Annotated in this window: 20 protein-coding genes and 4 tRNA genes; 21 read left to right on the top strand and 3 right to left on the bottom strand. The window is 43.0% G+C overall.

What is annotated here, in order from left to right; genetic code table 11:
• Positions 1-3: 3 nt before the first annotated feature.
• The 4 genes from AC1XUD_RS07630 to AC1XUD_RS07615 all read left to right on the top strand — a co-directional run bounded on the left by AC1XUD_RS07630 (position 4) and on the right by AC1XUD_RS07615 (position 4,098).
• Positions 4-639 carry a hypothetical protein gene (locus AC1XUD_RS07630; protein ID WP_483360378.1) on the top strand — a complete coding sequence of 212 codons (636 nt, stop codon included), beginning with the start codon at positions 4-6 and terminating at the stop codon, positions 637-639.
• A 1-nt stretch (position 640) separates the two neighbouring features.
• Complete coding sequence (locus tag AC1XUD_RS07625; protein ID WP_483360377.1) at positions 641-1,180, top strand: DUF420 domain-containing protein; 540 nt, start codon at positions 641-643, stop codon at positions 1,178-1,180.
• Positions 1,177-1,461: a hypothetical protein gene (locus tag AC1XUD_RS07620; protein WP_483360376.1), complete on the top strand. Its 285-nt coding sequence runs from the start codon at positions 1,177-1,179 to the stop codon at positions 1,459-1,461. The genes AC1XUD_RS07625 and AC1XUD_RS07620 overlap by 4 nt, the downstream gene beginning before the upstream one ends.
• A 123-nt stretch (positions 1,462-1,584) precedes the next feature.
• Positions 1,585-4,098, top strand: coding sequence for a glycosyl hydrolase (locus AC1XUD_RS07615; protein WP_483360375.1), 2,514 nt, complete (start codon positions 1,585-1,587; stop codon positions 4,096-4,098).
• A gap of 86 nt (positions 4,099-4,184) precedes the next feature.
• On the opposite strand, the gene murI is transcribed toward AC1XUD_RS07615, so the two are convergent.
• Positions 4,185-4,994 carry a glutamate racemase gene (gene murI / locus AC1XUD_RS07610; protein ID WP_483360374.1) on the bottom strand — a complete coding sequence of 270 codons (810 nt, stop codon included), beginning with the start codon at positions 4,992-4,994 and terminating at the stop codon, positions 4,185-4,187.
• A gap of 337 nt (positions 4,995-5,331) precedes the next feature.
• Here murI and AC1XUD_RS07605 point away from each other — a divergent pair, with 337 nt between their 5' ends.
• From AC1XUD_RS07605 to AC1XUD_RS07525, 17 genes are all read left to right on the top strand, one after another.
• Positions 5,332-5,922: an RNA polymerase sigma factor gene (locus AC1XUD_RS07605; protein WP_483360373.1), complete on the top strand. Its 591-nt coding sequence runs from the start codon at positions 5,332-5,334 to the stop codon at positions 5,920-5,922.
• Positions 5,903-6,697, top strand: coding sequence for a hypothetical protein (locus AC1XUD_RS07600; RefSeq protein ID WP_483360372.1), 795 nt, complete (start codon positions 5,903-5,905; stop codon positions 6,695-6,697). The genes AC1XUD_RS07605 and AC1XUD_RS07600 overlap by 20 nt, the downstream gene beginning before the upstream one ends.
• 21 nt (positions 6,698-6,718) lie before the next feature.
• Positions 6,719-7,801: a porin family protein gene (locus AC1XUD_RS07595; protein WP_483360371.1), complete on the top strand. Its 1,083-nt coding sequence runs from the start codon at positions 6,719-6,721 to the stop codon at positions 7,799-7,801.
• Positions 7,802-7,956: 155 nt separating this feature from the next.
• Positions 7,957-8,039, top strand: a tRNA-Tyr gene (locus tag AC1XUD_RS07590).
• A gap of 58 nt (positions 8,040-8,097) precedes the next feature.
• Positions 8,098-8,173: transfer RNA gene (locus AC1XUD_RS07585), tRNA-Gly, on the top strand.
• A gap of 80 nt (positions 8,174-8,253) precedes the next feature.
• A tRNA-Thr gene (locus tag AC1XUD_RS07580) sits at positions 8,254-8,325 on the top strand.
• A 392-nt stretch (positions 8,326-8,717) separates the two neighbouring features.
• Complete coding sequence (gene tuf, locus AC1XUD_RS07575; RefSeq protein WP_483360370.1) at positions 8,718-9,905, top strand: elongation factor Tu; 1,188 nt, start codon at positions 8,718-8,720, stop codon at positions 9,903-9,905.
• Between the two features lie 102 nt (positions 9,906-10,007).
• Positions 10,008-10,078: transfer RNA gene (locus AC1XUD_RS07570), tRNA-Trp, on the top strand.
• 18 nt (positions 10,079-10,096) lie between these two features.
• Positions 10,097-10,288, top strand: coding sequence for a preprotein translocase subunit SecE (gene secE, locus AC1XUD_RS07565; RefSeq protein ID WP_483360369.1), 192 nt, complete (start codon positions 10,097-10,099; stop codon positions 10,286-10,288).
• Positions 10,289-10,320: 32 nt separating this feature from the next.
• Positions 10,321-10,875: a transcription termination/antitermination protein NusG gene (nusG, locus tag AC1XUD_RS07560; RefSeq protein WP_483360368.1), complete on the top strand. Its 555-nt coding sequence runs from the start codon at positions 10,321-10,323 to the stop codon at positions 10,873-10,875.
• A 77-nt stretch (positions 10,876-10,952) separates the two neighbouring features.
• On the top strand, positions 10,953-11,402 hold the full coding sequence (gene rplK / locus AC1XUD_RS07555; protein WP_483360367.1) for a 50S ribosomal protein L11: 450 nt from the start codon (positions 10,953-10,955) through the stop codon (positions 11,400-11,402).
• A gap of 33 nt (positions 11,403-11,435) precedes the next feature.
• A complete protein-coding gene (gene rplA, locus AC1XUD_RS07550; RefSeq protein ID WP_483360366.1) occupies positions 11,436-12,134 on the top strand; it encodes a 50S ribosomal protein L1 in 699 nt (232 codons plus the stop codon).
• Between the two features lie 2 nt (positions 12,135-12,136).
• Positions 12,137-12,670, top strand: a complete 534-nt coding sequence (gene rplJ / locus AC1XUD_RS07545) for a 50S ribosomal protein L10 (protein ID WP_483360365.1) — start codon at positions 12,137-12,139, stop codon at positions 12,668-12,670.
• An 89-nt stretch (positions 12,671-12,759) separates the two neighbouring features.
• Positions 12,760-13,143, top strand: coding sequence for a 50S ribosomal protein L7/L12 (gene rplL, locus AC1XUD_RS07540; protein WP_483360364.1), 384 nt, complete (start codon positions 12,760-12,762; stop codon positions 13,141-13,143).
• Positions 13,144-13,465: 322 nt separating this feature from the next.
• Complete coding sequence (rpoB, locus tag AC1XUD_RS07535) at positions 13,466-17,332, top strand: DNA-directed RNA polymerase subunit beta (RefSeq protein ID WP_483360363.1); 3,867 nt, start codon at positions 13,466-13,468, stop codon at positions 17,330-17,332.
• A 94-nt stretch (positions 17,333-17,426) separates the two neighbouring features.
• Complete coding sequence (gene rpoC, locus AC1XUD_RS07530; protein WP_483360362.1) at positions 17,427-21,749, top strand: DNA-directed RNA polymerase subunit beta'; 4,323 nt, start codon at positions 17,427-17,429, stop codon at positions 21,747-21,749.
• A 136-nt stretch (positions 21,750-21,885) separates the two neighbouring features.
• Complete coding sequence (locus tag AC1XUD_RS07525) at positions 21,886-22,215, top strand: DUF3467 domain-containing protein (RefSeq protein WP_483360361.1); 330 nt, start codon at positions 21,886-21,888, stop codon at positions 22,213-22,215.
• Between the two features lie 122 nt (positions 22,216-22,337).
• Here AC1XUD_RS07525 and AC1XUD_RS07520 read toward each other — a convergent pair whose 3' ends face one another.
• Positions 22,338-23,372 (bottom strand): Atu2307/SP_0267 family LLM class monooxygenase, encoded by a 1,035-nt coding sequence (locus AC1XUD_RS07520; RefSeq protein ID WP_483360360.1) that lies wholly within the window; start codon positions 23,370-23,372, stop codon positions 22,338-22,340.
• 339 nt (positions 23,373-23,711) lie between these two features.
• Complete coding sequence (locus tag AC1XUD_RS07515; RefSeq protein WP_483360359.1) at positions 23,712-25,208, bottom strand: RagB/SusD family nutrient uptake outer membrane protein; 1,497 nt, start codon at positions 25,206-25,208, stop codon at positions 23,712-23,714.
• Between the last annotated feature and the right edge of the window lie 7 nt (positions 25,209-25,215).

Raw genomic sequence — 25,215 nt, 5'->3', positions numbered from 1 at the left:
TATATGAAGAAATACGGTAAAGCCGGGTTACTGATTTTTACATTAGTAATGCCGGCTTTAATCTTTTTGTTCCTCCGGTACTTTGGGTCAAATCATTATGAATTGCCCTATTATAATCCTAAAACGGATGCCGTGGGTAATGTGGAGAAGAAAGGAGCTGATACGATTTTTAGCAAGTTGGATGCGATTGATTTATATGAGTTTGCGGATTCATCGCTGGCTAAGCCGACTGTTCTCGGCAAATACACGGTGGTTAACTATATCAACAATGCGGAGGAAGATTCAATAAAATTAGTGCTCGCACAATTGGATCGAATTCACACCCTGGAAAAGACTATCGGTCAAGTTTCGATTCTGTCGATCGTCGATTCTAGTCAGGTTGAGAAGTGGAAGGCCAGCGGGAAGGTTGGATGGCCGTTGGTTTCAGGCAATTCGGGACAGGTGAATGACGTTCTCAACAAAGAGCTGTATTTTAACGAGAATTTGAACTCGATTCCTGTTTATGCAAAGCTTCTGTTGATAGATGATATGGGTTATGTGAGAGGTTATTATGATGCGAGGTTGCCAAAGGAGACGGAACGCTTAATGGCCGAAATAAAAATATTGAACTACGAAAGAGGTAAAGGCCTCGAAAATTGAGATGTCGACATTTATTATTGAAAATAAACCCCAATACAAACGCGTTATCAACATCCTTGCGATAGCGATTCCTGTTGCTGTTGCATTGTTATTGGGCATCAGGCAAAAACTCCCATTAGGTGAATGGACTAAGGTATTGCCACACGTAATTGGCGTCCTGAATTCTGCAACGGCACTTTTGTTATTGACAGGATTTTATCAAGTAAAAAATAAAAACTATTCCGGGCATCGGCGGACTATGACTGTGGCGTTTGGCTTAGGCTCATTATTTTTAGTTTGTTATGTGCTTTATCATATCTCCAACGAATCGACTGCTTATGGTGGCACTGGAGTAGTGAGGTATGTTTACTACTTTCTTTTGATATCACATATAGTGCTGTCGATTGGAGTAGTTTGGTTTGTGCTGCGAGCTGTCTACTTTGGATATTCCAATCAGCTGAGCGAACACAGAAAGGCTGTTAAGTGGGCTATGCCTATTTGGCTATATGTTAGTGTAACCGGGGTAATAGTATATTTGATGATTAGTCCTTATTATTCATGAAAAAGGGGGTTGTGATATTTTTGGTAGTTATTTTGGCCGTTTTGTTTTCCGGAGCGGATGTATATGCACAATGTGCGATGTGTCGCGGAACCGTAGAGAGCTCTATGGGCAATGGTAGAAATAATGTTGGTGTGGGACTCAACACAGGTATTATTTATCTGTTTGTTATGCCCTATCTACTGGTGGCAGTAATCGGATATCTCTGGTATAGAAATAGCAGGAAGATTCGTGAGGAACGAGAGTTCATCACCGCGCGAGTACGTCAGGCATATAGACACTGACATTCATATAAAGCGTTGTTGAAGGCGATCCGGAAGATGGGTCGCCTTTTTCTTTGAAATAAATCCTTCAAACACCATGATTAAATGTCTGCGACTGCCTTTTGAATCAAATATGAATTTAGAATGAGGAAGATTTTAATATTGTTGATGCTGGTTTGGGGATCGGCCAATGCTCAAAAAATATCGACAGCAAAGCCGTGGACTTACTGGTGGTGGATGGGGAGCGCCGTTTCGGAAGCAGATATATCGTATCAATTACAAACTTTTCAGAAGAGTGGCTTGGGTGGCGTACATATCATTCCAATCTACGGGGTGAAAGGTCATGAGAAGGAATTCAAGAAATTCCTGTCGCCTGAGTGGTTGAAATTATTGGACTATACAATTGTCGAAGGGCGTCGGTTAGGATTGGGTGTTGATATGACAACCGGCACAGGATGGCCCTTTGGTGGGCCAAATGTGCGTGAGGATATGGGAGCAAAAAGCATGCAGATCAGAAGTGGACAATTCTCAGTTGAAAATACAAATCAAAAAGTTAAGAGAGCGGCGCCGGGAGGGGAAGGCCTGGTTTTTGATCCATTTGGGAAGGATATTATGAATGAATATCTATCCCGTTTTGATTCAGCTTTTTTCGGTGCCTCACATGTCCCACGAGCAATGTACATGGACTCATACGAGGCATATGGCGCGAATTGGACGAAAGATTTTTTGCAAGAGTTTAGGCGCAGAAGAGGATATGATCTCAGTGCGAAGTCATCATTCCTGACGGATTCCAGTGGAAACAAAGATGCTGAGTTGATAAGAATAGATTATCATCACACATTGTCTGAACTTCTTCTCGAACGTTACGCACATCCATGGACTTCCTGGAGTACTGAAAAACATTTTTTAACACGATATCAGGCGCACGGCTCGCCGGGAAATCTTTTGGATTTATATGAGCAGGCAGATATTCCGGAAACTGAATCTTTTGGAACGAGTCGGTTTGATATCCCTGGCCTTCGTGTTGATCCCGACTATTCTATTCAGCAATTCGGAACACCAAATGTGCTTGCCATGAAATTTGCGTCTTCTGCAGCCAATATTTCGGGAAAGCCATTAGTGAGTTCTGAAACCGGAACGTGGCTTGCCAATCATTTCAAGGTCTCGCTGTCGCAGGTCAAACCTCAAATTGACGAACTTTTTACAGCGGGAATCAATCACATATTCTATCACGGAACGACTTACTCGCCGGAAAAGGCGCCTTATCCTGGCTGGCTGTTTTACGCTTCTACTAACTTCGGCCCCCAGTCGCATTTCGCCGAACAGTTTCCTTTATTGAATGAATACGTTGAGAAATGCCAGGAGATGTTACAGTCGTCAAAGCCGGACAACGATATATTGGTCTATTTTCCAATTCAGGATCTGTGGGCAACTCCGGGCAAATCTGCTGGTGGAATTCACCTTTTAGAAGTTCATCATGTCGACCGCTGGCTACTGGATCTGCCATTTGGCAAACTATCTCAAAAGCTATTGGCAGAAGGATACTCATTTGACTATGTTTCGGATCGGCAACTAGAAGTTTTAAAGGTTGATGAGAAAGGAAATTTGAGAGCTACAGGTGGTTCGTACAAGACGCTTGTAATTCCAGCCTCGACTTATATTTCGGAAAACACACTAAATCTCATTGTCAGTCTGGCAAAAAAAGGCGGCAAAGTAATTTTCGATGGAAAGACTCCCGATATGTTGACGGGATATTATGATCGTGAGCGAAAGGAGACAGCATATAGCAGAATTCAACAGGAGCTTGCGAAGATCTCTTCGATCAAAATCAGCAAAGATATTAGTGCCAGCCTGACAGAGAATGGGATTGTTGGCGAGGATATTGCCAAAAGGGGATTAAGTTTTATACGCAAAATCGATTCTAAACGCCGCGCCACTTACTTCATCACCAATTTAAGTAACAAATACAAAGAAGGATGGGTGACCCTCAACAAACTGGACTTTGTTGAAAAATATGATCCGATTTACGGACGCCAAAATCTGGTTTCTCGGGAGCGTAATAATAAGTCGGAAGTATATTTGAAATTGGAGCCCGGACAATCCTGTTTCCTGATCCATGCCACAAAAAGCGGAGAGTTTCAGAGCTCTGAATCTGAACGGGCATATCCAATATCAGGGACGTGGGGTATTGAATTTCTAAAAGGTAAGCCGGGTCGACCCAAGTCAACAGATATGAAAAACCTGATTTCCTGGACGTCTCTGCCAGATTCTGCCGAATATTTCTCCGGGAAGGCGAAATACTCTATTAAATTTGATTTTCCCGCATTATCTGATGCTAAAGATATACATCTGGACTTAGGCGATGTTCGGGAATCTGCGCAGGTATATATTAATAAAAAATTAGTCGGAACTGCGTGGTCGATTCCGTTTAAATTGCCTGTTCAAATGGCAAGCTTGAAAGCCAAAGACAATGAACTCGAAATTGTGGTGACCAATCTTTCCGCAAACTATATGCGGCTAAGGGATCATCAGTCTCCGGAGTGGAAGAATTTTTACGATATCAATATTGTCGATATCACATACAAAAAATTTGACGCAGCCCAGTGGGTTCCCATGCCATCTGGATTATTGGGTCCGGTGAGGCTAATGTATCGGTAAGGAACTTAGAGGCCTAATTCTAAGTCAAAATTCAGTCGAATCCCATTATTGAATGACTACTCCTGACAAAACATGACCGGGAGGTTTCATTCCCACAAAGGATAATGAGACAACTGAATTCTTTCGCCGAAGAATATGCTCGTAGATTGTTCAAACGAAAGCGTGTAATCTGACACAAAGAATTGACGGGATCCTTCACCTTTCTCATTCACAAGAAAATGTTGATCAAGCCAGGCTTTCACAGAGTGCGCCACAATTTCTGAGGTATCCAATATCTCGACCTGGTTTCCATAGAAGGCTGTGATTTGTTCCTTAATCAACGGATAATGCGTACAACCCAATATTAAAGCCTCGATTTTAGAGAGCGATGGGTCGTTGAGGTAGGTGGATATAATGCTTTCGCTGATATTATTGTTGAAAAATCCCTCCTCGATCATTGGAGCCAACAATGGAGTTGCGAGTGACTTTAAATGAATATTCCTGTTCAAATCGTCAATCTTCTTTTTATATACGTTAGACATGACAGTTTGTTTCGTGCCAATCAAACCAATTGTCTTTGACTCATAGTGCTCTTTGCTATAATCGACAACCGGGTCTATCACATTCAGCACTTTGGCTTTGCTTCCCACGTATTCTTTCACCAACTCGTATGCCGCGGCGGAGGCAGAGTTACACGCAATTAAAATCACCTTACAATTCTGTTGCAAAAGCATATTGCAAATTTTAATCGAATATGCCTGTATTGACGCGGTGGACTTATCACCATAAGGGAGGTGGGCAGTATCTCCAAAATAAATCGTGTTTTCGGAAGGAAGTAATTTGGTCACCGCGCTGGCAACCGTCATACCACCGATACCGCTATCAAAGATTCCAATTGGAGCTGAGGAGTCAAGCATTGAATTTAAATTTGAAATTTTAAGGTGCTCCAAAACTAAGCGATGTGAACCGAATATTTTTATAAGAAGTGAATAAATAGTCGCTCAGATTTTGACTTGGATTGAGCGTTGCCTGGCGAAATTAGTACGGTATAACAATAGAATGACAATTTCCTGACAATCCTCGGCAATAACGCCTTTTGACATTAGTTGACTTCGCATTTGTGAAATATGTACCTGAAATTTAAATAGTCGATATTTAGAAAAGAAGATTTCCGAAATTTTGAGGAATTTTTAACGGCTCATGCAACCTATGGTCATCCGCATGGCATCTGGTTATTAAATACAATAAAAAGTAATGGGTAGAATTTTATCAATATTCAATCAGGAAGTTCAGCTTGTCAAGGCCCTCAAAAAGGAGGATGCCAAGGCTCAGCGGCTTCTTTATGATAAGTATTCTTCCCGGATGCTGGTGGTATGTCAACGATATGTAAATGACTCGATGGCGGCTGAGGACGTAATGGTGGAAGGTTTTTTAAAAGTTTTTGGAAAGATAGATCAGTTTAACAGTGAAGGAAGTTTTGAGGGATGGATCCGCAGAATTATGGTGAATGAGGCGCTGGGTTACCTGAGGAAATATAAAAGAATATTAGAAGATGTTTCGACTGATGAGATCGTAAACATGCCGGATGTAAGTTATGCAGATGAATTTATTCAGGCTGAAGAGCTTATGAAGATTATTGGCTCGCTTCCGGTTGGTTACAGAACGGTTTTCAATATGTATGCGATTGAAGGATTTTCGCATGCTGAAATCGCCGACATGCTGGGTATTACAGAGAGTACTTCCAAATCGCAACTGCATAGAGCGCGCGCTATACTGCAAAAGATGGTGAAGGAATGGGAATCAGACTTTAAAAAAAAAGTAACATATGAAAAAGCATCCAATTGACGAGCTTTTTGAAAAGAAACTGACGGATTACGAACAGAAACCGTCGAATGAAGCTTGGGCTAAAATTCAGGGTAGAACCAAGAAAAAACGTAAAGTTTTGGCTGGCTGGATTTGGTATGCAGCAGCCGGTTTGAGCCTCATCTTCGTAACGGGTTATATCGTGTGGCAAATGGAAAACGGGAAGGGGAAAATGGAGAACCCGGTTGCTGCGGAGGTGAAGATGTCGCCAAAAACTGGAGTAAAAGAAGCGCTGCCTCAGGAGGTGGTTGTAAAGAAAACGGTTTCACCAACGATCGCAAATTCTCAGAAGGCCGGGATTAACACGAATCAAGAGGCATTGGCTGGAAATTCCGTTGAGCTAAAATCGATTGAAGGAAAAGACAATCAAATACAAAGCTTCCCATATGAGGTAGATAATGCAAAAGCAGAAATAGCGAAAATTGATACGCCGGAAGTGATCATACCCTCCGTGAACTCTAATCCGGAAGCGTCGGGTCTCCAACGCCGGACGAGCATAACACCAACGCCGGTCGATGTGCGGAAACCAGAAAACAGAGTGGTTTTGGTGACGGTGGAAGAGCCTATATCTGAATCGGGTGCTGATGATAAAGCGAAGACGTCGAAGTTTAGTCGGGTGCTTCGCCAGCTGAAAAACGCGAGGGAAGGAGAGCGCGTAGATTGGAATGAGATGGGAGTGAATCCCAAATCTATTTTTGCGAGGGCCGATAATGAAGGAGAAACAAAAAATTCAGATAACACTAAATCAAAGAAATAAAATCAATTAGCCGCTGAAAAAATGAAAACTAAATTACTGACGCTGATCCTTCTTGTATGTGTAGCAAGTGCTTACGGTTACGCAATCGACAAACCGGCACGCAAGGATTCTATAATTGTGACTTTCGGGAACAACACTAGAATTATAATTTACGGAGAGAATAGGAAAGAACTGGATAAGATTCTGAAGTATGATTTGAATGCGTTACTACGTGACCTGAAAGTGAAACTGGATAGCTCGGCTTCAGACACAACTTATTTGCACGAAGAACTGGAGGGGAAAAATTATAGCAGGGAGAGAGAAGGAACAGATACAGAATATGTCCGAATCGGTTTGAAAGGAATTCATATCAAAGACGGCGACACAGAGGTTCGAATTAATGAAGATGGCGTATCCGTGAAAGATGATGGAGAAGATGTAATTGATTCGGACTATACCAGGATTACAAAGAAAATTTATGGCAAAAGCAAAGGGTCAAGTCCCCGGAAGGGATTTAATATGGCACTGGGTTTCAATACCTACGCCAACGCAAGCTCAACTGCTCTTTATCCAAAATCGGATTATGACCTGCGCCCTTTCCCGTCAAGAATGGTTAGTCTTGGGTACACAGTAAGTACCACAGTTATAAGGGGTGAAAATGCCAGATTCCATCTCGATCTGGGAGGAGACTTCTCTTGGTACAATATGATGTATAGCGGAAGTAACAAGGCATATAAGGGTGAGGAGATGGTGGAGTTTCCAGACCTCAAAATAACAGAAGGTTTACAGAATGACCTGGATAAAAGTAAACTTGTAGTGCCCTATGTCAATCTGTCTTTGATGCCAACAGTCAGTTTCCCGCATTCTTTTATATCATATATCAGTGCAGGTGGTTATGTTGGATACCGTTTAGGCGGGTATACCAAGGTTAAGCACGATGGCAGTAAGGATATCGTCAAGGACCATAAAGATTTTTATATCAATGATATTAGATACGGGCTTTCAGCCGAAATTGGAATCCGCCACTTCCCTGACTTGTTTGTTACCTACGATGTCAATGAATTGTTCAAGGACAATCGGGGCCCTTCATTTAATATGTTAAGCTTCGGTATCAGGCTTTTCTAAAACATTCCCAGGCTTTTACGGGATAGCGAAAACACTTTGCAGAAAAAATTTCAGATTTTTTTTCGCAAAGTGTTTGAGAATATAAAAAACCCGTGTAATTTTGCAGCTCCAAAAGTGAAACAAGCGGGTTTTACAATGGTGTTGAAATGTTGAAAGGGGGTGTACCAGAGCGGCCAAATGGGGCAGACTGTAAATCTGCTGGTGTATGCCTACGGTGGTTCGAATCCATCCGCCCCCACAATTTGGACAGTTTTTAAAGCCTTAAGTACCAGTTAAGGCACGTTCAGATAACAATTGCGGAAGTAGCTCAGCTGGTAGAGCGATAGCCTTCCAAGCTATAGGTCGCGAGTTCGAACCTCGTCTTCCGCTCCATTTTGAAGCACCATAAAGCGATCAGCGAAAACATTCATTCGAAGCCTTTCGCTGATCGCTTTTGGTCATTTTAAGGTTTTGCCGTTGTAGCTCAGGGGTAGAGCACTTCCTTGGTAAGGAAGAGGTCAGGGGTTCAAATCCCCTCAATGGCTCGTAAGATTTTGAAATATTGAGCAGAGTGCATCCCTGGAAAGGAAGAGGTCAGGGCGGTTCGTCGTCACGATTCAAATCCCCTCAATGGCTCGTAAGATTTTGAAATATTGAGCAGAGTGCATCCCTGGAAAGGAAGAGGTCAGGGCGGTTCGTCGTCACGATTCCAATCCCCTCAATGGCTCGTAAGATTTTGAAATATTGAGCAGAGTGCATCCTTGGAAAGGAAGAGGTCAGGGCGGTTCGTCGTCACGATTCAAATCCCCTCAATGGCTCGAAAAGAATTTTGATTCAGGTGAATTGAATTACGGAGTTGTTGTAGTTCTATTAGGTGAAGAATCAATATATAGTGTTTAATAAATTCGTAATAACTTAATTTAAGCGTACTTAAGACATGGCAAAAGAGACGTTTGACCGCTCGAAACCCCACGTAAATATTGGTACTATCGGGCACGTTGACCACGGTAAAACTACCTTGACAGCGGCAATTACAACCGTATTGGCTGAAAAAGGTTTATCAGCTAAACGTGACTTCTCGTCAATTGATAATGCACCTGAAGAAAAAGAACGTGGTATTACAATCAATACATCACACGTAGAATACCAAACTGTAAATCGTCACTACGCTCACGTTGACTGTCCAGGTCACGCGGATTACGTGAAGAACATGGTAACTGGTGCTGCGCAGATGGACGGAGCTATCATCGTAGTTGCTGCGACTGATGGTCCTATGCCACAAACTCGTGAGCACATCCTTTTGGCTCGCCAGGTTGGTGTTCCTCAATTGGTGGTATTCATGAACAAAGTGGATATGGTTGACGATCCTGAACTACTTGAACTGGTAGAAATGGAGATTCGTGAACTATTGAGCTTCTATGACTATGATGGTGATAACATTCCTGTAATTCAAGGCTCTGCTTTGGGTGGATTGAATGGCGAACCGAAATGGGTTAAAACTATCGAGGATTTGATGGACGCTGTTGACAGCTACATTCCAATTCCTCCACGTATGACTGATCTTCCATTCCTTATGCCTGTTGAAGACGTATTCTCGATCACTGGTCGTGGTACTGTTGCAACTGGTCGTATCGAGCGTGGTGTGATCAACTCTGGAGATCCTGTTGATATCTTGGGTATGGGTGCAGAAGGTCTTAAATCAACCGTAACTGGTGTTGAGATGTTCCGTAAGATCCTTGACCGTGGTGAAGCTGGTGATAACGTAGGTCTTCTTCTTCGTGGTATTGACAAAGAAGATATCCGTCGCGGAATGGTAATCTGTAAACCAGGTTCTGTTAAGCCACACGCAGCATTCAAAGGTGAAGTTTACGTTCTTTCGAAAGAAGAAGGTGGTCGTCACACTCCATTCTTTAACAAATACCGCCCTCAGTTCTACTTCCGTACAACTGACGTAACTGGAGAGATCACTCTTCCAGCAGGTGTTGAGATGGTTATGCCAGGCGATAACATCACTATCGATGTGAAATTGATCAACAAGATTGCTATGGAAAAAGGTCTTCGTTTCGCGATTCGTGAAGGTGGACGTACCGTAGGTGCTGGTCAGGTAACTGAGATCGTAGATTAATACGAGATAAATAAATTAACAAGTGCATTTCGGCAGAAATGCACTTGTTTTTTATAATCTAATTTGTATCTTTGCAGCCCCAAACAATGGGTTGAAGAAAATACGGGTGTAGTTCAAGGGTAGAATAGCGGTCTCCAAAACCGTTGATGGGAGTTCGAATCTCTCCACCCGTGCATTAGTAAACAGGAAAAATGGAAAAATTTACTTCATTTCTAAAGGCGTCTTGGGAGGAAATAACCGAGCATGTAACATGGCCACCATTTAATGAGCTTCAGGCCAATACAACATTGGTTTTAGTGGGTTCTCTCATTTTTGCCTTCGTTGTTGGTGTGATGGATCTTGCTTTTGAGAACGCACTCAAGCTGTTTTATGAGTCTTTCTAAGGCTTTTTTTTAGAAGAAATCCCTATAATGGTATGAGTGGTCTAAATTGGTTTGTATTAAGAGCAGTGTCAGGACAAGAGAAAAAAATCAAGTCCTATATCGAGAATGAGATAACACGGCAAAAACTCACTGAATTCGTTCCGCAGATTCTGATCCCTTCGGAGAAGATCTATGAGATGCGTAACGGTAAGAAAAGAGTTCGGGAAAAGAATTTCTTCCCCGGATACATTATCATTTCGGCCGACCTTTCAAAAGGTGAAGTACTGCACATTATTACAAGTATCCCTGGTGTTATCGGATTTTTAGGTAATGCTGAGGGGAATTCCAAGGTTCCTGTACCGCTTCGTCAGTCTGAGATCAACCGTATCCTCGGTAAGTTTGATGAGGCTGATCAACAGGAAGAAGCTCCGAGCTTGTCGTTTATCAAAGGAGAAATGATCAAGGTAGTGGATGGTCCGTTCAGTGGATTTATCGGAGTGGTTGAAGAAGTATTCGATGAGAAGAAAAAACTCAATGTAGTTGTAAAAATATTCGGGCGTAATACACCCGTGGAACTCAGTTACGCACAAGTAGAAAAGGAAAATTGATAGAATGGTGAGCAGGGTAAGCTTCCACTTGCATGTGAATCACCAGCGCTTTCAATGAACCGACAAATTCCAAAACAATGGCAAAAGAAATAGGTGGATACGTCAAACTACAGGTAAAAGGTGGCCAAGCCAACCCTTCACCTCCGATTGGACCAGCATTAGGTTCAAAGGGTTTGAATATCATGGAGTTTTGCAAGCAATTCAATGGCCGTACCCAGGATAAAATGGGTGTGGTATTGCCGGTAGTTATTACATACTATAAGGATAAGTCTTTTGATTTCGTCATAAAGACTCCCCCGGCCGCTATTTTGCTTCTAGAGGCATCAAAAGTAAAGTCAGGTTCTGCTCAGCCGAACCGTATCAAAGTTGGTTCCGTTTCATGGGATCAGGTTCGTACGATCGCTGAAACAAAAATGCCGGATCTAAACTGCTTTACAATTGATTCAGCTATGAAAATGATTGCGGGAACGGCTCGTAGTATGGGTATTACCGTTGCAGGCAAAGCCCCGTGGGAAGAAAACAACTGAGCGTAATTTAATTTACGCCAAAGCAAAAAGAACATGGGAAAATTGACCAAAAAGCAAAAAGAAGCTCTTTCAAAATTCGACGCTGAACAAGCGTACTCATTGGAACAAGCTGCGGACGTTCTGAAACAGATTTCTTATACCAAGTTTGACGCTTCTGTCGACATTGACGTTCGTTTGGGCGTTGATCCTCGTAAAGCTGATCAGATGGTTCGTGGGGTGGTTACACTTCCTCATGGAACAGGTAAAGAAGTTCGCGTATTGGTTCTGTGTACTCCTGACAAGGAGTCGGAAGCGAAAGAAGCTGGAGCAGATTTCGTTGGTCTTGACGAGTATATCCAAAAGATCGAACAAGGCTGGACAGATATCGATGTGATCATCACTATGCCGAGTGTTATGGCAAAAGTGGGTAGGTTAGGTAAGGTTTTAGGTCCTCGCGGATTGATGCCAAACCCTAAGTCAGGTACCGTTACACCAGATGTAGCAAAAGCTGTTAAAGAAGTAAAAGCTGGAAAGATAGATTTCAAAGTTGATAAAACCGGAATCATTCACACTAGTGTTGGTAAAGTTTCTTTCGGAACAGACCAACTTGCTCAAAATGCACAGGAAGTGATCAATACTTTAGTGCGTTTGAAGCCATCTTCAGCGAAAGGTACTTACGTAAAGAGCATTCACTTGTCAAGTACGATGAGCCCGGGTGTTACAGTTGATAAAAACACGATTCCAGGATTATAATTATGACACGGGAAGAGAAAGCAGTAATAATTGACGAGTTAAGTCAGAAATTCTCGAACACGCCATATTTCTATATCACTAATGCAACAGGCATGTCCGTTGGAGAGGCTAACTCTCTTAGAAGACTTTGCTTCGAGCGTGGTATTGAGTATCGTGTTGTTAAGAATACACTGATTAAGAAAGCCTTAGAAACATTAGATACTGATTATTCAGCTTTCAATACAGAAGTATTGAAAGGAATGTCAGGAGTTTTGTTTCACCCGGAGTCAGGTAAAGTTCCTGCACAATTGATAAAAGAGTTCAAGAAGAAAACTGGTAGTGACAAGCTTAAATTTAAAGGAGCTTCTGTTGATACTGCTGTTTTCATAGGCGAAAGCCAGCTTGATGTTTTGGTTTCTCTGAAATCGAAACAAGAGATGATTGGAGAAGTTATCGGGTTGTTGCAATCACCTGCGAAAAATGTTATCGGTGCTCTTCAGAGTGGAGGTAACAAATTGGCAGGAATCCTTAAGACTTTATCTGAAAAGGAAGACTAATAATAAAAGACCAGGTCTGGCTCTCCGGGTAAATAAAGAAGGAGCTTTAAAATCAATCTTATTGTATAATCACAAAATCAAAAATAAAAATGGCAGATTTGAAAGCTTTCGCGGAACAGCTTGTTAACCTAACGGTTAAAGAAGTGAACGAATTGGCTACAATTCTTAAGGATGAGTACGGTATCGAGCCAGCTGCTGCTGGTGCGGTGGTTGTTGCTTCTGCTGGCGGAGCGGGTGCTGATGCTCCTGTAGCTGAGGAAAAAACTTCTTTTGACGTAATCTTGAAAGAAGCTGGTGCAAGCAAGCTAGCTGTTGTGAAATTGGTTAAAGATCTTACAGGTCTTGGACTTAAAGAAGCAAAAGAACTAGTTGACGGTGCTCCAAAGCCAGTTAAAGAAGGAGTTGCAAAAGACGAAGCTGAGGCTTTGAAAAAACAACTTGAAGAAGCTGGTGCAGTAGTTGAGGTTAAATAATTATACCTCAGGTATAGCCTGATATTACCTGGAATAGGCCTGATTTTCTAATCAGGTCTATTCCTATTTAAATTAATATCCAACAAAGTCCGCTACTAAACGTTGGTATTATAATTAGGAAACTTGACAGGTTTGCGTTTTCTAATCTTCACAGGTGACACGTCTGAAACAATTCTTTACTCGTAGAAAAGAATAAGAGGGACTGTCAATCTTTAAGCTCTACGAGGCAATTCGATTGCGGTTTTAAACTAATTGGTACGATTGCGCGTTATGTTTGGTTACGTATGCGCTTTGATTTTCGTTCTGTTAACCCAAATCACAAATGGCCTTGGCTACACAAAACAAACCCAGAAAAAATTTCTCTAGGATCAATCCGGTTATCGACTATCCGGACTTGCTAGGAATCCAGGTTCAGTCTTTCCGGGATTTCTTCAGTCTTGATACATCGGTTGAAGACCGTTCAGGTGAAGGCTTGTACAAAGTTTTCGCTGAAAACTTCCCAATTGCAGACTCTCGCGACAATTTCGTTCTTGAGTTTATTGATTATCTTTTGGAGCCGCCAAAGTATTCGGTTGATGAATCTATCGATCGTGGTCTTACTTATGCAGTTCCATTGAAAGCAAAATTACGTTTGATATGTAATGATGCTGACCATGAAGAATTTGAAACCATTGAGCAAGAGGTATTCTTAGGGAATATCCCTTATATGACCGAACGTGGTTCGTTTGTAATCAATGGTGCTGAGCGTGTAATCGTTTCTCAGCTACACCGTTCACCTGGAGTGTTCTTCTCAATGAGTAAGCACACAAATGGATCGAAGTTGTATTCAGCCCGTATCATTCCTTTCAAAGGATCGTGGATTGAGTTCTCTACTGACGTTAACAACGTCATGTATGCCTATATCGACCGTAAGAAGAAATTCCCGGTAACAACACTTTTGAGAGCCATCGGTTTTGGTTCGGATAAGGATATTCTTGACTTGTTCGGTTTGTCTGAGGAAATCAGCGCAACACCTGCAAATCTTAAGAAGGCAGTGGGCCGGAGATTGGCTGCAAGGGTACTTCGTACCTGGACTGAGGACTTCGTGGATGAAGATACCGGTGAGGTAGTTTCTATCCAGCGTAACGAAGTTTTGCTTGAGCGTGATTCGACAATATCACCTGATGATATTGAAGTGATCGTTGACTCAGGTCAAAAATCAGTGATTCTTCACAAAGAAGATATGAACGTTGCGGATTATAACATCATTTATAATACGCTTCAAAAAGATAGCTCAAACTCAGACAAAGAAGCTGTTGAGCAAATCTATCGTCAACTTCGTAATGCAGAGGCTCCTGACGAACAAACTGCTCGTGATGTAATCCAGAGCTTGTTCTTCAGTGATAAGCGTTATGATTTGGGTGATGTCGGTCGTTACCGTATCAACAAGAAGCTTGGTTCTGATACCAGCCTTGACGTTCGCGTGTTAACGACTGGTGATATCGTATCTATCGTTAAGTATCTGATCGGTTTGATCAATGCAAAAGCGGTTGTCGATGATATCGATCACTTGTCAAACCGTCGTGTTCGTACGGTAGGTGAGCAGCTTTATGCACAGTTCGGTGTTGGTCTTGCGCGTATGGCGCGTACCATTAAAGAACGTATGAACGTGCGTGACAATGAAGATTTCAAGCCAGTTGATTTGATCAATGCGCGTACGTTGTCTTCTGTAATTAATTCCTTCTTCGGAACCAACCAGTTGTCGCAGTTCATGGATCAAACAAATCCATTGGCTGAGATTACCCACAAACGTCGTATGTCGGCACTTGGGCCTGGTGGTCTTTCCCGTGAAAGAGCTGGTTTTGAGGTTCGTGACGTTCACTATACCCACTACGGGCGTCTGTGTACGATTGAAACTCCTGAGGGTCCAAATATCGGTTTGATTTCTTCTCTTTGCGTATTTGCGAAAGTGAACGGAATGGGTTTCATCGAAACTCCATATCGCGTGATCGATAGCGGCGGAAAGCTGACGGATGATATCATATATATGACTGCCGAAGAAGAAGATTCCAAATACATCGCGCAGGCAAACTCGCAGGTGGACAAGGACGGAAACTTCAAGGTAGACAAAATCAAAACACGTTTCGAAGGTGACTTCCCTATGGTTGATCCTTCTCAGGCATCCTATATGGACGTTGCTGCCAACCAGATTGTTTCTGTTGCAGCTTCGTTGATTCCGTTCCTTGAACATGATGATGCTAACCGTGCCTTGATGGGATCTAACATGCAGCGCCAGGGTGTGCCATTGTTGCGCCCTCAGGCTCCTATTGTGGGTACCGGTCTTGAAAAACGTGTGGCTATGGATTCACGTGCTCTTATCGTTGCCGAAGGTGATGGAGAGATTGAGTTCGTAGACGCTACTAAAATTGTCGTTAAATATTACCGTACAGACGCAGAACGCCTTGTTAGCTTTATTGAAGACAGCGTTTCTTATGATCTGGTTAAATTCCGTCGTACTAACCAGGATACATGTTTGAATCTTCAGCCAATGGTGTTGAAAGGTCAGAAAGTATCTAAAGGTGAGGCACTATGTCAGGGATATGGTACCGAAGGTGGTGAACTTGCTCTTGGACGTAACCTTTTGGTTGCCTTCATGCCTTGGCAGGGATACAACTTTGAGGATGCTATTGTAATCTCTGAAAAAGTTGTTCGTGACGATATTTTTACTTCTATCCACATTGAAGAATTCGAACTTGAAGTTCGTGATACAAAACGCGGAGAAGAAGAATTAACAGCTGAAATTCCGAACGTAAGTGAGGAAACAGTTAAGAACCTTGACGAAAACGGTATCGTTCAGGTTGGTACAGAAGTTAAAGAAGGAGATATATTGATCGGTAAGATTACTCCTAAAGGAGAGTCAGATCCAACTCCGGAAGAAAAACTACTTCGTGCAATCTTTGGAGATAAAGCCGGCGATGTGAAAGATGCTTCGAAAAAAGCACCACCATCGATGAAGGGTGTAGTTATCGATACCAAATTGTTCTCTCGTCCTACCAAAGAGGAGCGTGCAAAACACAAAGACGAACTTCGTTTGTTGATGAAGAAATATGGCCGCGATCTTACTCAGCTTCGTGGACGTGTTATCGACAAGTTGGTTCAGCTTGTTGACGGTAAAACCAGCCAGGGTGTTAAACATAAGTTTGGCGATGAGTTGATCAGCAATGGAATGAAATTCAACGTGAGAAATATCTCTGAGAATTTGTTCCCGGCAAACAACCCATATCGTGACGAAAGCCAATATGCAGTTCCTGAGGAAGTAAACCTTATCGGAGACGTATTGACCGACAACTGGTCGGATGATCCAAGCATCAACCTTCAGGTTTCTCTCCTATTGAAGAACTACCTGAATTCTAGAAGCGAATTGATGGGTCGTTTCAAACGCGATCGTTTTGCACTTGAAGTGGGTGATGAACTTCCTGCTGGTATCGTTAAGCTTGCAAAAGTATATATCGCTAAGAAACGTAAATTGAAAGTAGGGGATAAAATGGCGGGTCGTCACGGTAACAAAGGGGTTGTTGCCCGTATTGTACGTGATGAAGATATGCCATTCCTAGAAGACGGAACACCAGTTGATATCGTGTTGAATCCACTTGGGGTACCATCACGTATGAACATTGGTCAGATATATGAAACCATTCTTGCATGGGCTGGTCAGAAACTGGGTCGTCGTTATGCTACACCGATTTTTGACGGTGCAACAGAAGCGGAAGTTGCGGCTGAGTTGAAAGAAGCAGGTCTGCCAGATTGGGGACGTACATACCTATATAACGGTTTGTCGGGTGAGCAATTTGATCAGCCGGTAACAGTTGGTCTGATGTACATGATGAAGCTTGGTCACCTTGTTGACGATAAGATGCACGCGCGTTCTATCGGGCCATACTCACTTATTACGCAACAACCGTTGGGTGGTAAGGCGCAGTTTGGGGGTCAGCGTTTTGGAGAAATGGAAGTTTGGGCACTTGAAGCATTCGGTGCATCACATATCCTTCAGGAAATCCTGACTGTAAAATCTGATGACGTTGTTGGCCGTGCCAAAGCATACGAAGCGATCGTGAAAGGTGAAAACCTTCCGAAACCAAATATTCCGGAGTCATTCAACGTACTTGTTCACGAGCTTCGTGGATTAGCATTGGAGATCACGCTGGACTAATTTTTAGTCGTAAGGGGAGCGTTCCTTAAAAAATGCTCCCCTTAGAAATGAAATAAAAATTGAGTTTCGACTAACAGACAAACGACTTTTCATTATGTCTTTCAAAAAGAACAAAAAATTAAATAGTGATTTTTCCAGAATGACGATCAGTCTGGCATCACCGGAGTCAATACTTGAAAGCTCCTTTGGTGAAGTAACCCAGCCTGAAACCATCAATTACCGTACTTATAAGCCGGAAATGGGTGGGTTGTTCTGTGAGCGTATTTTCGGACCTGTGAAGGACTGGGAATGTCATTGTGGTAAATACAAACGTATCCGTTATAAAGGTATCATATGCGACCGTTGTGGTGTAGAAGTTACTGAGAAAAAGGTACGTCGTGAGCGTATGGGGCATATCGAATTGGTAGTTCCTGTAGCTCATATCTGGTACTTCCGCAGCTTGCCAAACAAAATTGGTTATTTGCTGGGATTGTCTACCAAAAAATTGGATCAGATTATTTATTACGAGCGGTATGCAGTTGTTCAGGCTGGTGTTAAGGAGGAAGATGGCGTAGGTTATCTTGATTTCCTGACCGAAGATGAATACCTGGATATCATCGACAAATTGCCTCGTGAAAACCAAATGCTTCCTGACACAGACCCAGGCAAATTTATTGCCAAAATGGGAGCTGATGCTCTGGAAATGCTTTTGAACCGTATCAATTTGGATGAACTTTCATACCAGCTTCGCCACCAGGCTGCTACTGATACTTCTCAGCAACGTAAAGCGGAAGCTTTGAAACGTCTGAAAGTAGTAGAAGCTTTCCGTGACGCGAATACACGTATCGAAAACCGTCCTGAATGGATGGTGATCCGTATGGTTCCGGTAATTCCACCAGAACTTCGTCCGCTTGTGCCTTTGGATGGTGGTCGTTTCGCGACCTCCGATTTGAATGATCTTTACCGTCGTGTTATTATCCGTAACAACCGTCTGAAAAGATTGATCGAGATCAAAGCTCCTGAGGTAATCTTGCGTAACGAAAAACGTATGTTGCAGGAAGCTGTGGATTCACTTTTCGATAACAGCCGTAAAGTAAACGCTGTACGTTCGGAAGGTAACCGTGCCTTGAAATCACTTTCAGATATGTTGAAAGGAAAGCAGGGTCGTTTCCGTCAGAACTTGCTTGGTAAGCGTGTCGATTATTCTGGTCGTTCGGTTATCGTGGTAGGTCCTGAATTGAAATTGCACGAATGTGGTTTGCCAAAGGATATGGCGGCTGAGCTTTTCAAGCCGTTTATTATCCGTAAGCTGATCGAGCGTGGAATTGTTAAGACTGTAAAATCAGCTAAGAAAATCGTAGATCGTAAAGATCCTGTGATTTGGGATATCTTGGAAAACGTTTTGAAAGGACACCCTGTTCTTCTAAACCGTGCTCCAACGCTTCACCGTTTAGGTATCCAGGCGTTCCAACCTAAGTTGATCGAAGGTAAAGCGATTCAGCTACACCCATTGGTTTGTACTGCATTCAACGCTGACTTTGACGGTGACCAGATGGCGGTACACGTACCACTAGGTCAAGAAGCCGTATTGGAAGCTTCGATGTTGATGCTTTCATCTCACAATATTTTGAACCCTGCCAACGGAGCACCGATCACGGTACCTTCACAAGACATGGTTTTGGGTCTTTACTACGTAACGAAAGGACGTGTAAGTACTCCTGAATATCCGATCGTTGGAGAAGGTAAGATTTTCTACGGTCCGGATGAGGTGATTATCGCGATCAACGAAGGCAAACTTTCGAAACATGCGAATATCAAATGCCGTCTGCGTGTTCGTAACGACGACGGAACATTTGAGATCAAGCAGGTTGAAACCGTTGCAGGACGTATTCTGTTTAACCAGGCTGTGCCGGAAGAAGTTGGATATATCAATGAATTGTTGACTAAGAAAAAGCTTCAGCAGATCATTGGATTGGTATTCAAAATGGCTGGTGTGGCTCGTACTGCTCAGTTCCTTGACGAAATCAAAGAACTTGGATTCCAAATGGCGTTCAAAGGTGGTTTGTCAATGGGATTGAACGACGTAATGGTTCCTGACGAGAAGGAAAAACTGATCGACCAGGCAAAAATAGATGTTGAAAACGTTTGGAGTAATTACCTGATGGGTCTTATTACCGAAAACGAACGATATAACCAGGTGATCGATATCTGGACACGTGTTAACTCGCGTATCACAGAAACATTGATGAAACAACTGGAAACAGATCAGGGTGGATTTAACTCAATCTATATGATGATGCACTCAGGAGCCCGTGGTTCCCGCGAGCAGATTCGTCAGTTGGGTGGTATGAGGGGTCTTATGGCCAAGCCTCAGAAAAACATCGCTGGTGGTGCTGGTGAGATCATCGAGAACCCGATTCTTTCTAACTTTAAAGAAGGTCTTGACGTTCTTGAGTACTTTATCTCAACACACGGTGCTCGTAAAGGTCTTGCCGATACAGCTCTTAAAACTGCGGATGCGGGTTACTTGACTCGTCGTTTGCATGACGTTGCTCAGGATGTTGTAGTTGTTGAGGAAGATTGCGGAACCCTTCGTGGTATTGCTACTTCGGCCTTGAAAGACAACGAAGATATCGTTGAGCCGTTATCTGAGCGTATCCTTGGTCGTGTGAGTGTACATGATATTTTCGATCCATTGAGCGGCGAGATGATCGTTGAATCAGGTGGCGAGATTACTGAGGAGATCGCTTTGTATATTGACGAAACCAGTATTGAGGTTGTTGAGATTCGCTCCGTACTTACTTGCGAAACGCGTAATGGTGTTTGTGCAAAATGTTACGGCCGAAGCCTTGCTTCTGCATATATGGTAAACATCGGTGAAGCTGTAGGTGTAATTGCATCTCAGTCAATCGGTGAGCCGGGTACGCAGTTGACACTTCGTACGTTCCACGTCGGTGGTACTGCATCCAACATTTCTGTTGATGCAAACATCAAAGCAAAATTCGACGGTTTGATCCAATTCGAAGATCTTCGTTTGGTACAATCTGTTAACTCGGAAGGAGATGATGTAACAGTGGTAATGGGTCGTTCAGGTGAGGTGAAAGTTGTTCACCCTGAAACGAAACAATTGCTGATCAGTAATAACGTACCTTATGGTGCTCACCTTTTGGTAAAAGAAGGCGATATCGTTTTCAAAGGCCAGGAATTGTGTACATGGGATCCATATCACGCAGTAATTCTTTCAGAATTCACAGGAACAGTTGTTTTTGATGCAATCGAAGAAGGTATTACTTACCGTGAAGAATTTGATGAGCAAACAGGCTTCCAGGAGTCAGTTATCATTGAAACACGTGATAAAACCAAAAACCCGGCAATCGTGGTGAAAGGTAAGAGTACGTTGTTGAAAGATCAGACTGAAAAAGGTTATAACCTTCCGGTTGGGGCTCGTTTGGTAGTTAAGAACAGCGCGGCAGTGAAAGCTGGTCAGCCGTTGGCGAAAATCCCTCGCGTTGTTGGTAAGACTCGTGATATTACAGGGGGTCTTCCTCGTGTAACGGAATTGTTCGAAGCGCGTAACCCATCTAACCCTGCAACCGTTACTGAAATCGACGGTGTGGTATCATATGGTGGAGTGAAACGTGGTAACCGTGAGATTCATATCGAATCAAAAGACGGAACACAACGTCGTTACATGGTAGCACTTTCGAAACACATCCTTGTTCAGGATGGTGACTTCGTAAGAGCTGGAGATCCACTTTCTGATGGAGCGATTACGCCAGCAGATATCCTTTCTATCAAAGGACCGACCGCTGTTCAGGAGTATCTTGTAAATGAAATTCAGGAAGTATACCGTCTGCAAGGCGTGAAAATCAATGATAAGCACATCGAATGTATCGTACGCCAGATGATGCAGAAAGTTGAAATTCTGGATGCAGGTGATACTAACTTCCTTGAAATGCAGGCTGTTGACAGAGTGGTATTCCGTGAAGAAAACGACAAGATTCTGGATATGAAAGTGGTTGAGGATTCCGGAGACTCGGAATCATTGAAACCAGGTATGATTATCTCGGTTCGTCGTCTTCGCGATGAAAATTCAAGTCTGAAACGCCGTGACCTTAAACTGGTTGTAGCGCGTGATGCACAAGCGGCTGTGGCGAAACCTACTTTGATGGGGATCACACAAGCTTCATTGGGTACTGAAAGTTTCGTTTCTGCGGCATCGTTCCAGGAAACAACGAAAGTATTGAGCGAAGCAGCGGTACGTGGAAAACGTGACGAACTGAAAGGTCTGAAGGAAAACGTGATCGTTGGTCACTTGATCCCGGCTGGTACGGGTATGCGTTTGTATGAAAATCTAATGGTTGGATCTCAGGATGAGTTTGATGCACTGAATGAATCACGCGAAAAACAAGCTCGTAAGAAGAAAGAACTTGTTTAGTTAGGTTTCGTAAAATATAAAAGAGCCGGTTCTGCGAGAGTGGAACCGGCTCTTTCTTTTGGTTGCTGGTTAATTTTAGTAAATTTCACCCTGAAAGACATTTATAGCCCTTTGAGAGGTAATTATCATAATCATCATGGAAGACAACAATAAAGAAAACGAACAACAGATCAACGTGGAGCTATCTGAGGAGATGGCGGAGGGTGTTTACTCAAATCTTGCCATGATTGCGCATTCCAACAGTGAGTTTATCCTTGATTTTATACGTTTGATGCCTGGCGTACCACGCGCCAAGGTTAAGGCAAGGGTTATTATCACCCCGGAACACGCCAAAAGGCTTATCGTGGCTTTGAAAGACAATATAGACAAATATGAGGAGCAATATGGCCCCATTCAGAATACTCAGGAAATAGAACCTACGTTCAATTTTCCGATCAGTTTTGGTGGACCGGGCGGAGAGGCATAGGCGGTTGCCGAGCTATCAGGAAATTCAAAAAGAAAGTGAGCGTTTCTCAATATGAGCCGCTCACTTTCTTGTTTTTCGACAATGAGTCAATGCCTGTTAACAGCACCAGTTTGAACCTAATATCATTTCTCCGTCGCTTTTCTTACCGCCGGAGCGATAACATTGCCCAGCAATTCGATCGCATGCAAAGTTTTACTATGAGAAACCTGAGGACCTCCAATCATCTGCATCAGGAACCGGGTATTGCCAAAAAGCTCATGCATCTTAAGAAGCTTGTCTATAATTTCCTGTGGGCTTCCGACCAGTAACGGCCCATATTCCCGACTATATTCAAACTGATCTCTGTTAATAGGCGACCATCCGCGTTCACGTCCGACGCGGTTCATCAATACTTCATATGGAGGAAAAAACTCGTCAGAAGCTTGCTGGCTCGTGTTCGCGGCGTAGAATTGGGCGTTGATTCCTAACTGAATGTTATTCACATCATGCCCTTCTTCTTTCGCAGACTTTCGATACAAATCCGTAAAAGGAACAAATCGGTCGGGGCTTCCTCCCAACATGGCCAATGTCATCGGCATATTGAGCTTTCCGGCGCGCACCGCCGAGCCAGGAGTACCGCCCACGGCCAGCCATATCGGAATAGACGGTTGCAAGGGACGAGGATATACGCCCTCATTTTTGAGTGACGCCCTATGTTTGCCACTCCAGGTAATTTTTTCGCTTTTGTTGATGGCTAAAAGGAGCTCGAGCTTTTCCGTAAAAAGAGCGTCATAATCTTTCAAATCATATCCAAAAAGTGGAAACGACTCAATAAAAGAGCCACGTCCTGCCATGATTTCGGCGCGACCATTTGATACAAGATCAAGAGAAGCAAAATTTTGAAAAGTCCTTACCGGGTCAGCAGAACTAAGCACAGTTACAGAACTTGAAAGCCTTATATTTTTTGTTAATGTGGCAGCCGCTGCCAATATTACTTCCGGTGCGGATATAATAAAGTCAGGGCGATGATGTTCGCCCAAAGCATAAACATCAAGTCCAACCTGATCTGCCAACTGAATCTCTTCCAATATTTGTTGCATGCGCTCGTGCGTACGTGTCGCATTTCCCGAAACGTGCTCCGGGACGATTTCTCCAAAACTACTAATGCCTATTTCCATAAAAGAATTTACTCAAAACAAGGGATATTAGTTCCAACACAATTTACCAGCCATTCCTTCAGCCCGAGTGATATATATTAGGAAAGGTACTATACGTGCGAGGTGAATACTAAGATTGACAAATGTTTTGCCACAAAGACACGAAAGCACAAAGAAGACTGACTTGAGATTACATGTTAACACCTTGTACCCTCGTTGCAAATAAAAGAGCACTCCTGTATCTCGACAAGAGTGCTCTTTTGATCAAAGTTAGGCTTAGATGATTCTGCCATAAAAGGCACTAAGAAACGAAGCAAGTTATTACTCCTGACGCCTCCGAGCCTTCTTGGCAAAATAAGATCAATTCAACAGATTAGGATTGACATCTGATTCCTGTTTAGGGATCGGGAACAGCAATTGTTTATCTGTGAAAGTTGCCCCGTAAACGGTGGTATGACCAATGAAGTCGTCCCAGTTGCCGGTCACGTCGTTGTGAACCTTTTGGGTTCTAAGCATGTCGAACCACATTTTATTCTCGAAGCACAATTCATAATATCGCTGGATCCAAACTTCTTTTTCAAATGCATCCTGACTTAAAGCACCGATTGGAGCAAGATTTGCTCTTTCACGAATCGCGTTTACATACGAAACAGCATCGCTGTTAGGTCCGCCGCCAGCGCGGTTAGAAGCTTCCGCGTACATCAGATAGACATCTGCCAAACGATACATGGTGTAGTTCAAATCCGATTTGGCAGTGCTTGTAACAGCCGTTGCATCAAACCATTTGTAGATATACTTATTCTTGAAAAAAACAGGCTGCCCAGTGGTGATACTTGGATAAGTCGAGTAAAAGAATTGCTTTTCTTCCACGCGCTTGTCGCCTTTCGGGAACGAAGCGATGAACTCGGCAGTCGGGAACACTGAACCATATTCATCCGAATACTTGGAAATACCCGAGTAGTTAGGAATGGTAAGGGCAGTAAGCGGATTGGTGGCAGGGACAGCCGCAGCGTATTGAATTTGGAAGATAAACTCACCAGTATTCTTATTCGCCGGGTTGATCATATCTGTATAGTTCGTGAACAAGGTATATCCACCATTTTGAATTACGTTCAGCGACCTTTTCGCAGATTCTGCATAGTTATTATCCCCACCTTTGATCGGCGCGCCTGCGTAAGTCAGATATACATCTGCTAGCAAAGATTCTACCATGCCCATCGAAACCAAACCTGTGTTGTCTTTCCAGGGTAAAGTGGATTTCTCCGCCAACAGAAGGTCTGGAATGATAATATTATCATAAATATCCTTTGCCGGAGTTCTTGACAAATTCAGGTTGAGATCCTTAGGTGGCTCGGTCACACTTGGAACCGCACCATACATTCTCACCAGATAGAAATAGTAAAGCGCTCTCAGGGTATGAGCTTCAGCCAGCATATTAGTTTTAGCTTCATCCGTTAAACCCGCTGCATTGATGCCCGGAATTGTCTGAATTGCAAGGTTACATGCACCGATTCCCTGATACATTTGTTGCCACCAGGTATCGAAATAGAAGGAAGTATTACTATATATAAGCTTCTGGAAATTTACAAATCCGGTTTGTCCCAAATCACTATTGGATTTTCCCGTCATAAATTCCATCAGATTCCATGTATTGCCACCATAGGAGCCCGATTGCCCACCGTTGAAACCGGTTGAAAGATTGATATAGCCTGAATTGGCATATGCTCTTGCCACTTTGATACTCGAAACATCCGAGTCAGGTGTAATAAAACCTGTTGGTTCTTCCTCCAGGAATTTTGTACACGAACTAATCGTCAGTGTGGCAACTGCCAGAATAATATATTTAAGTCGTTTCATGTCTTTT

Source organism: Dyadobacter sp. HNCC25DJ184 (assembly GCF_056895215.1).
Note: the sequence above shows the minus strand (reverse complement) of the source record. Positions and strands in the feature narration are given on the sequence as shown.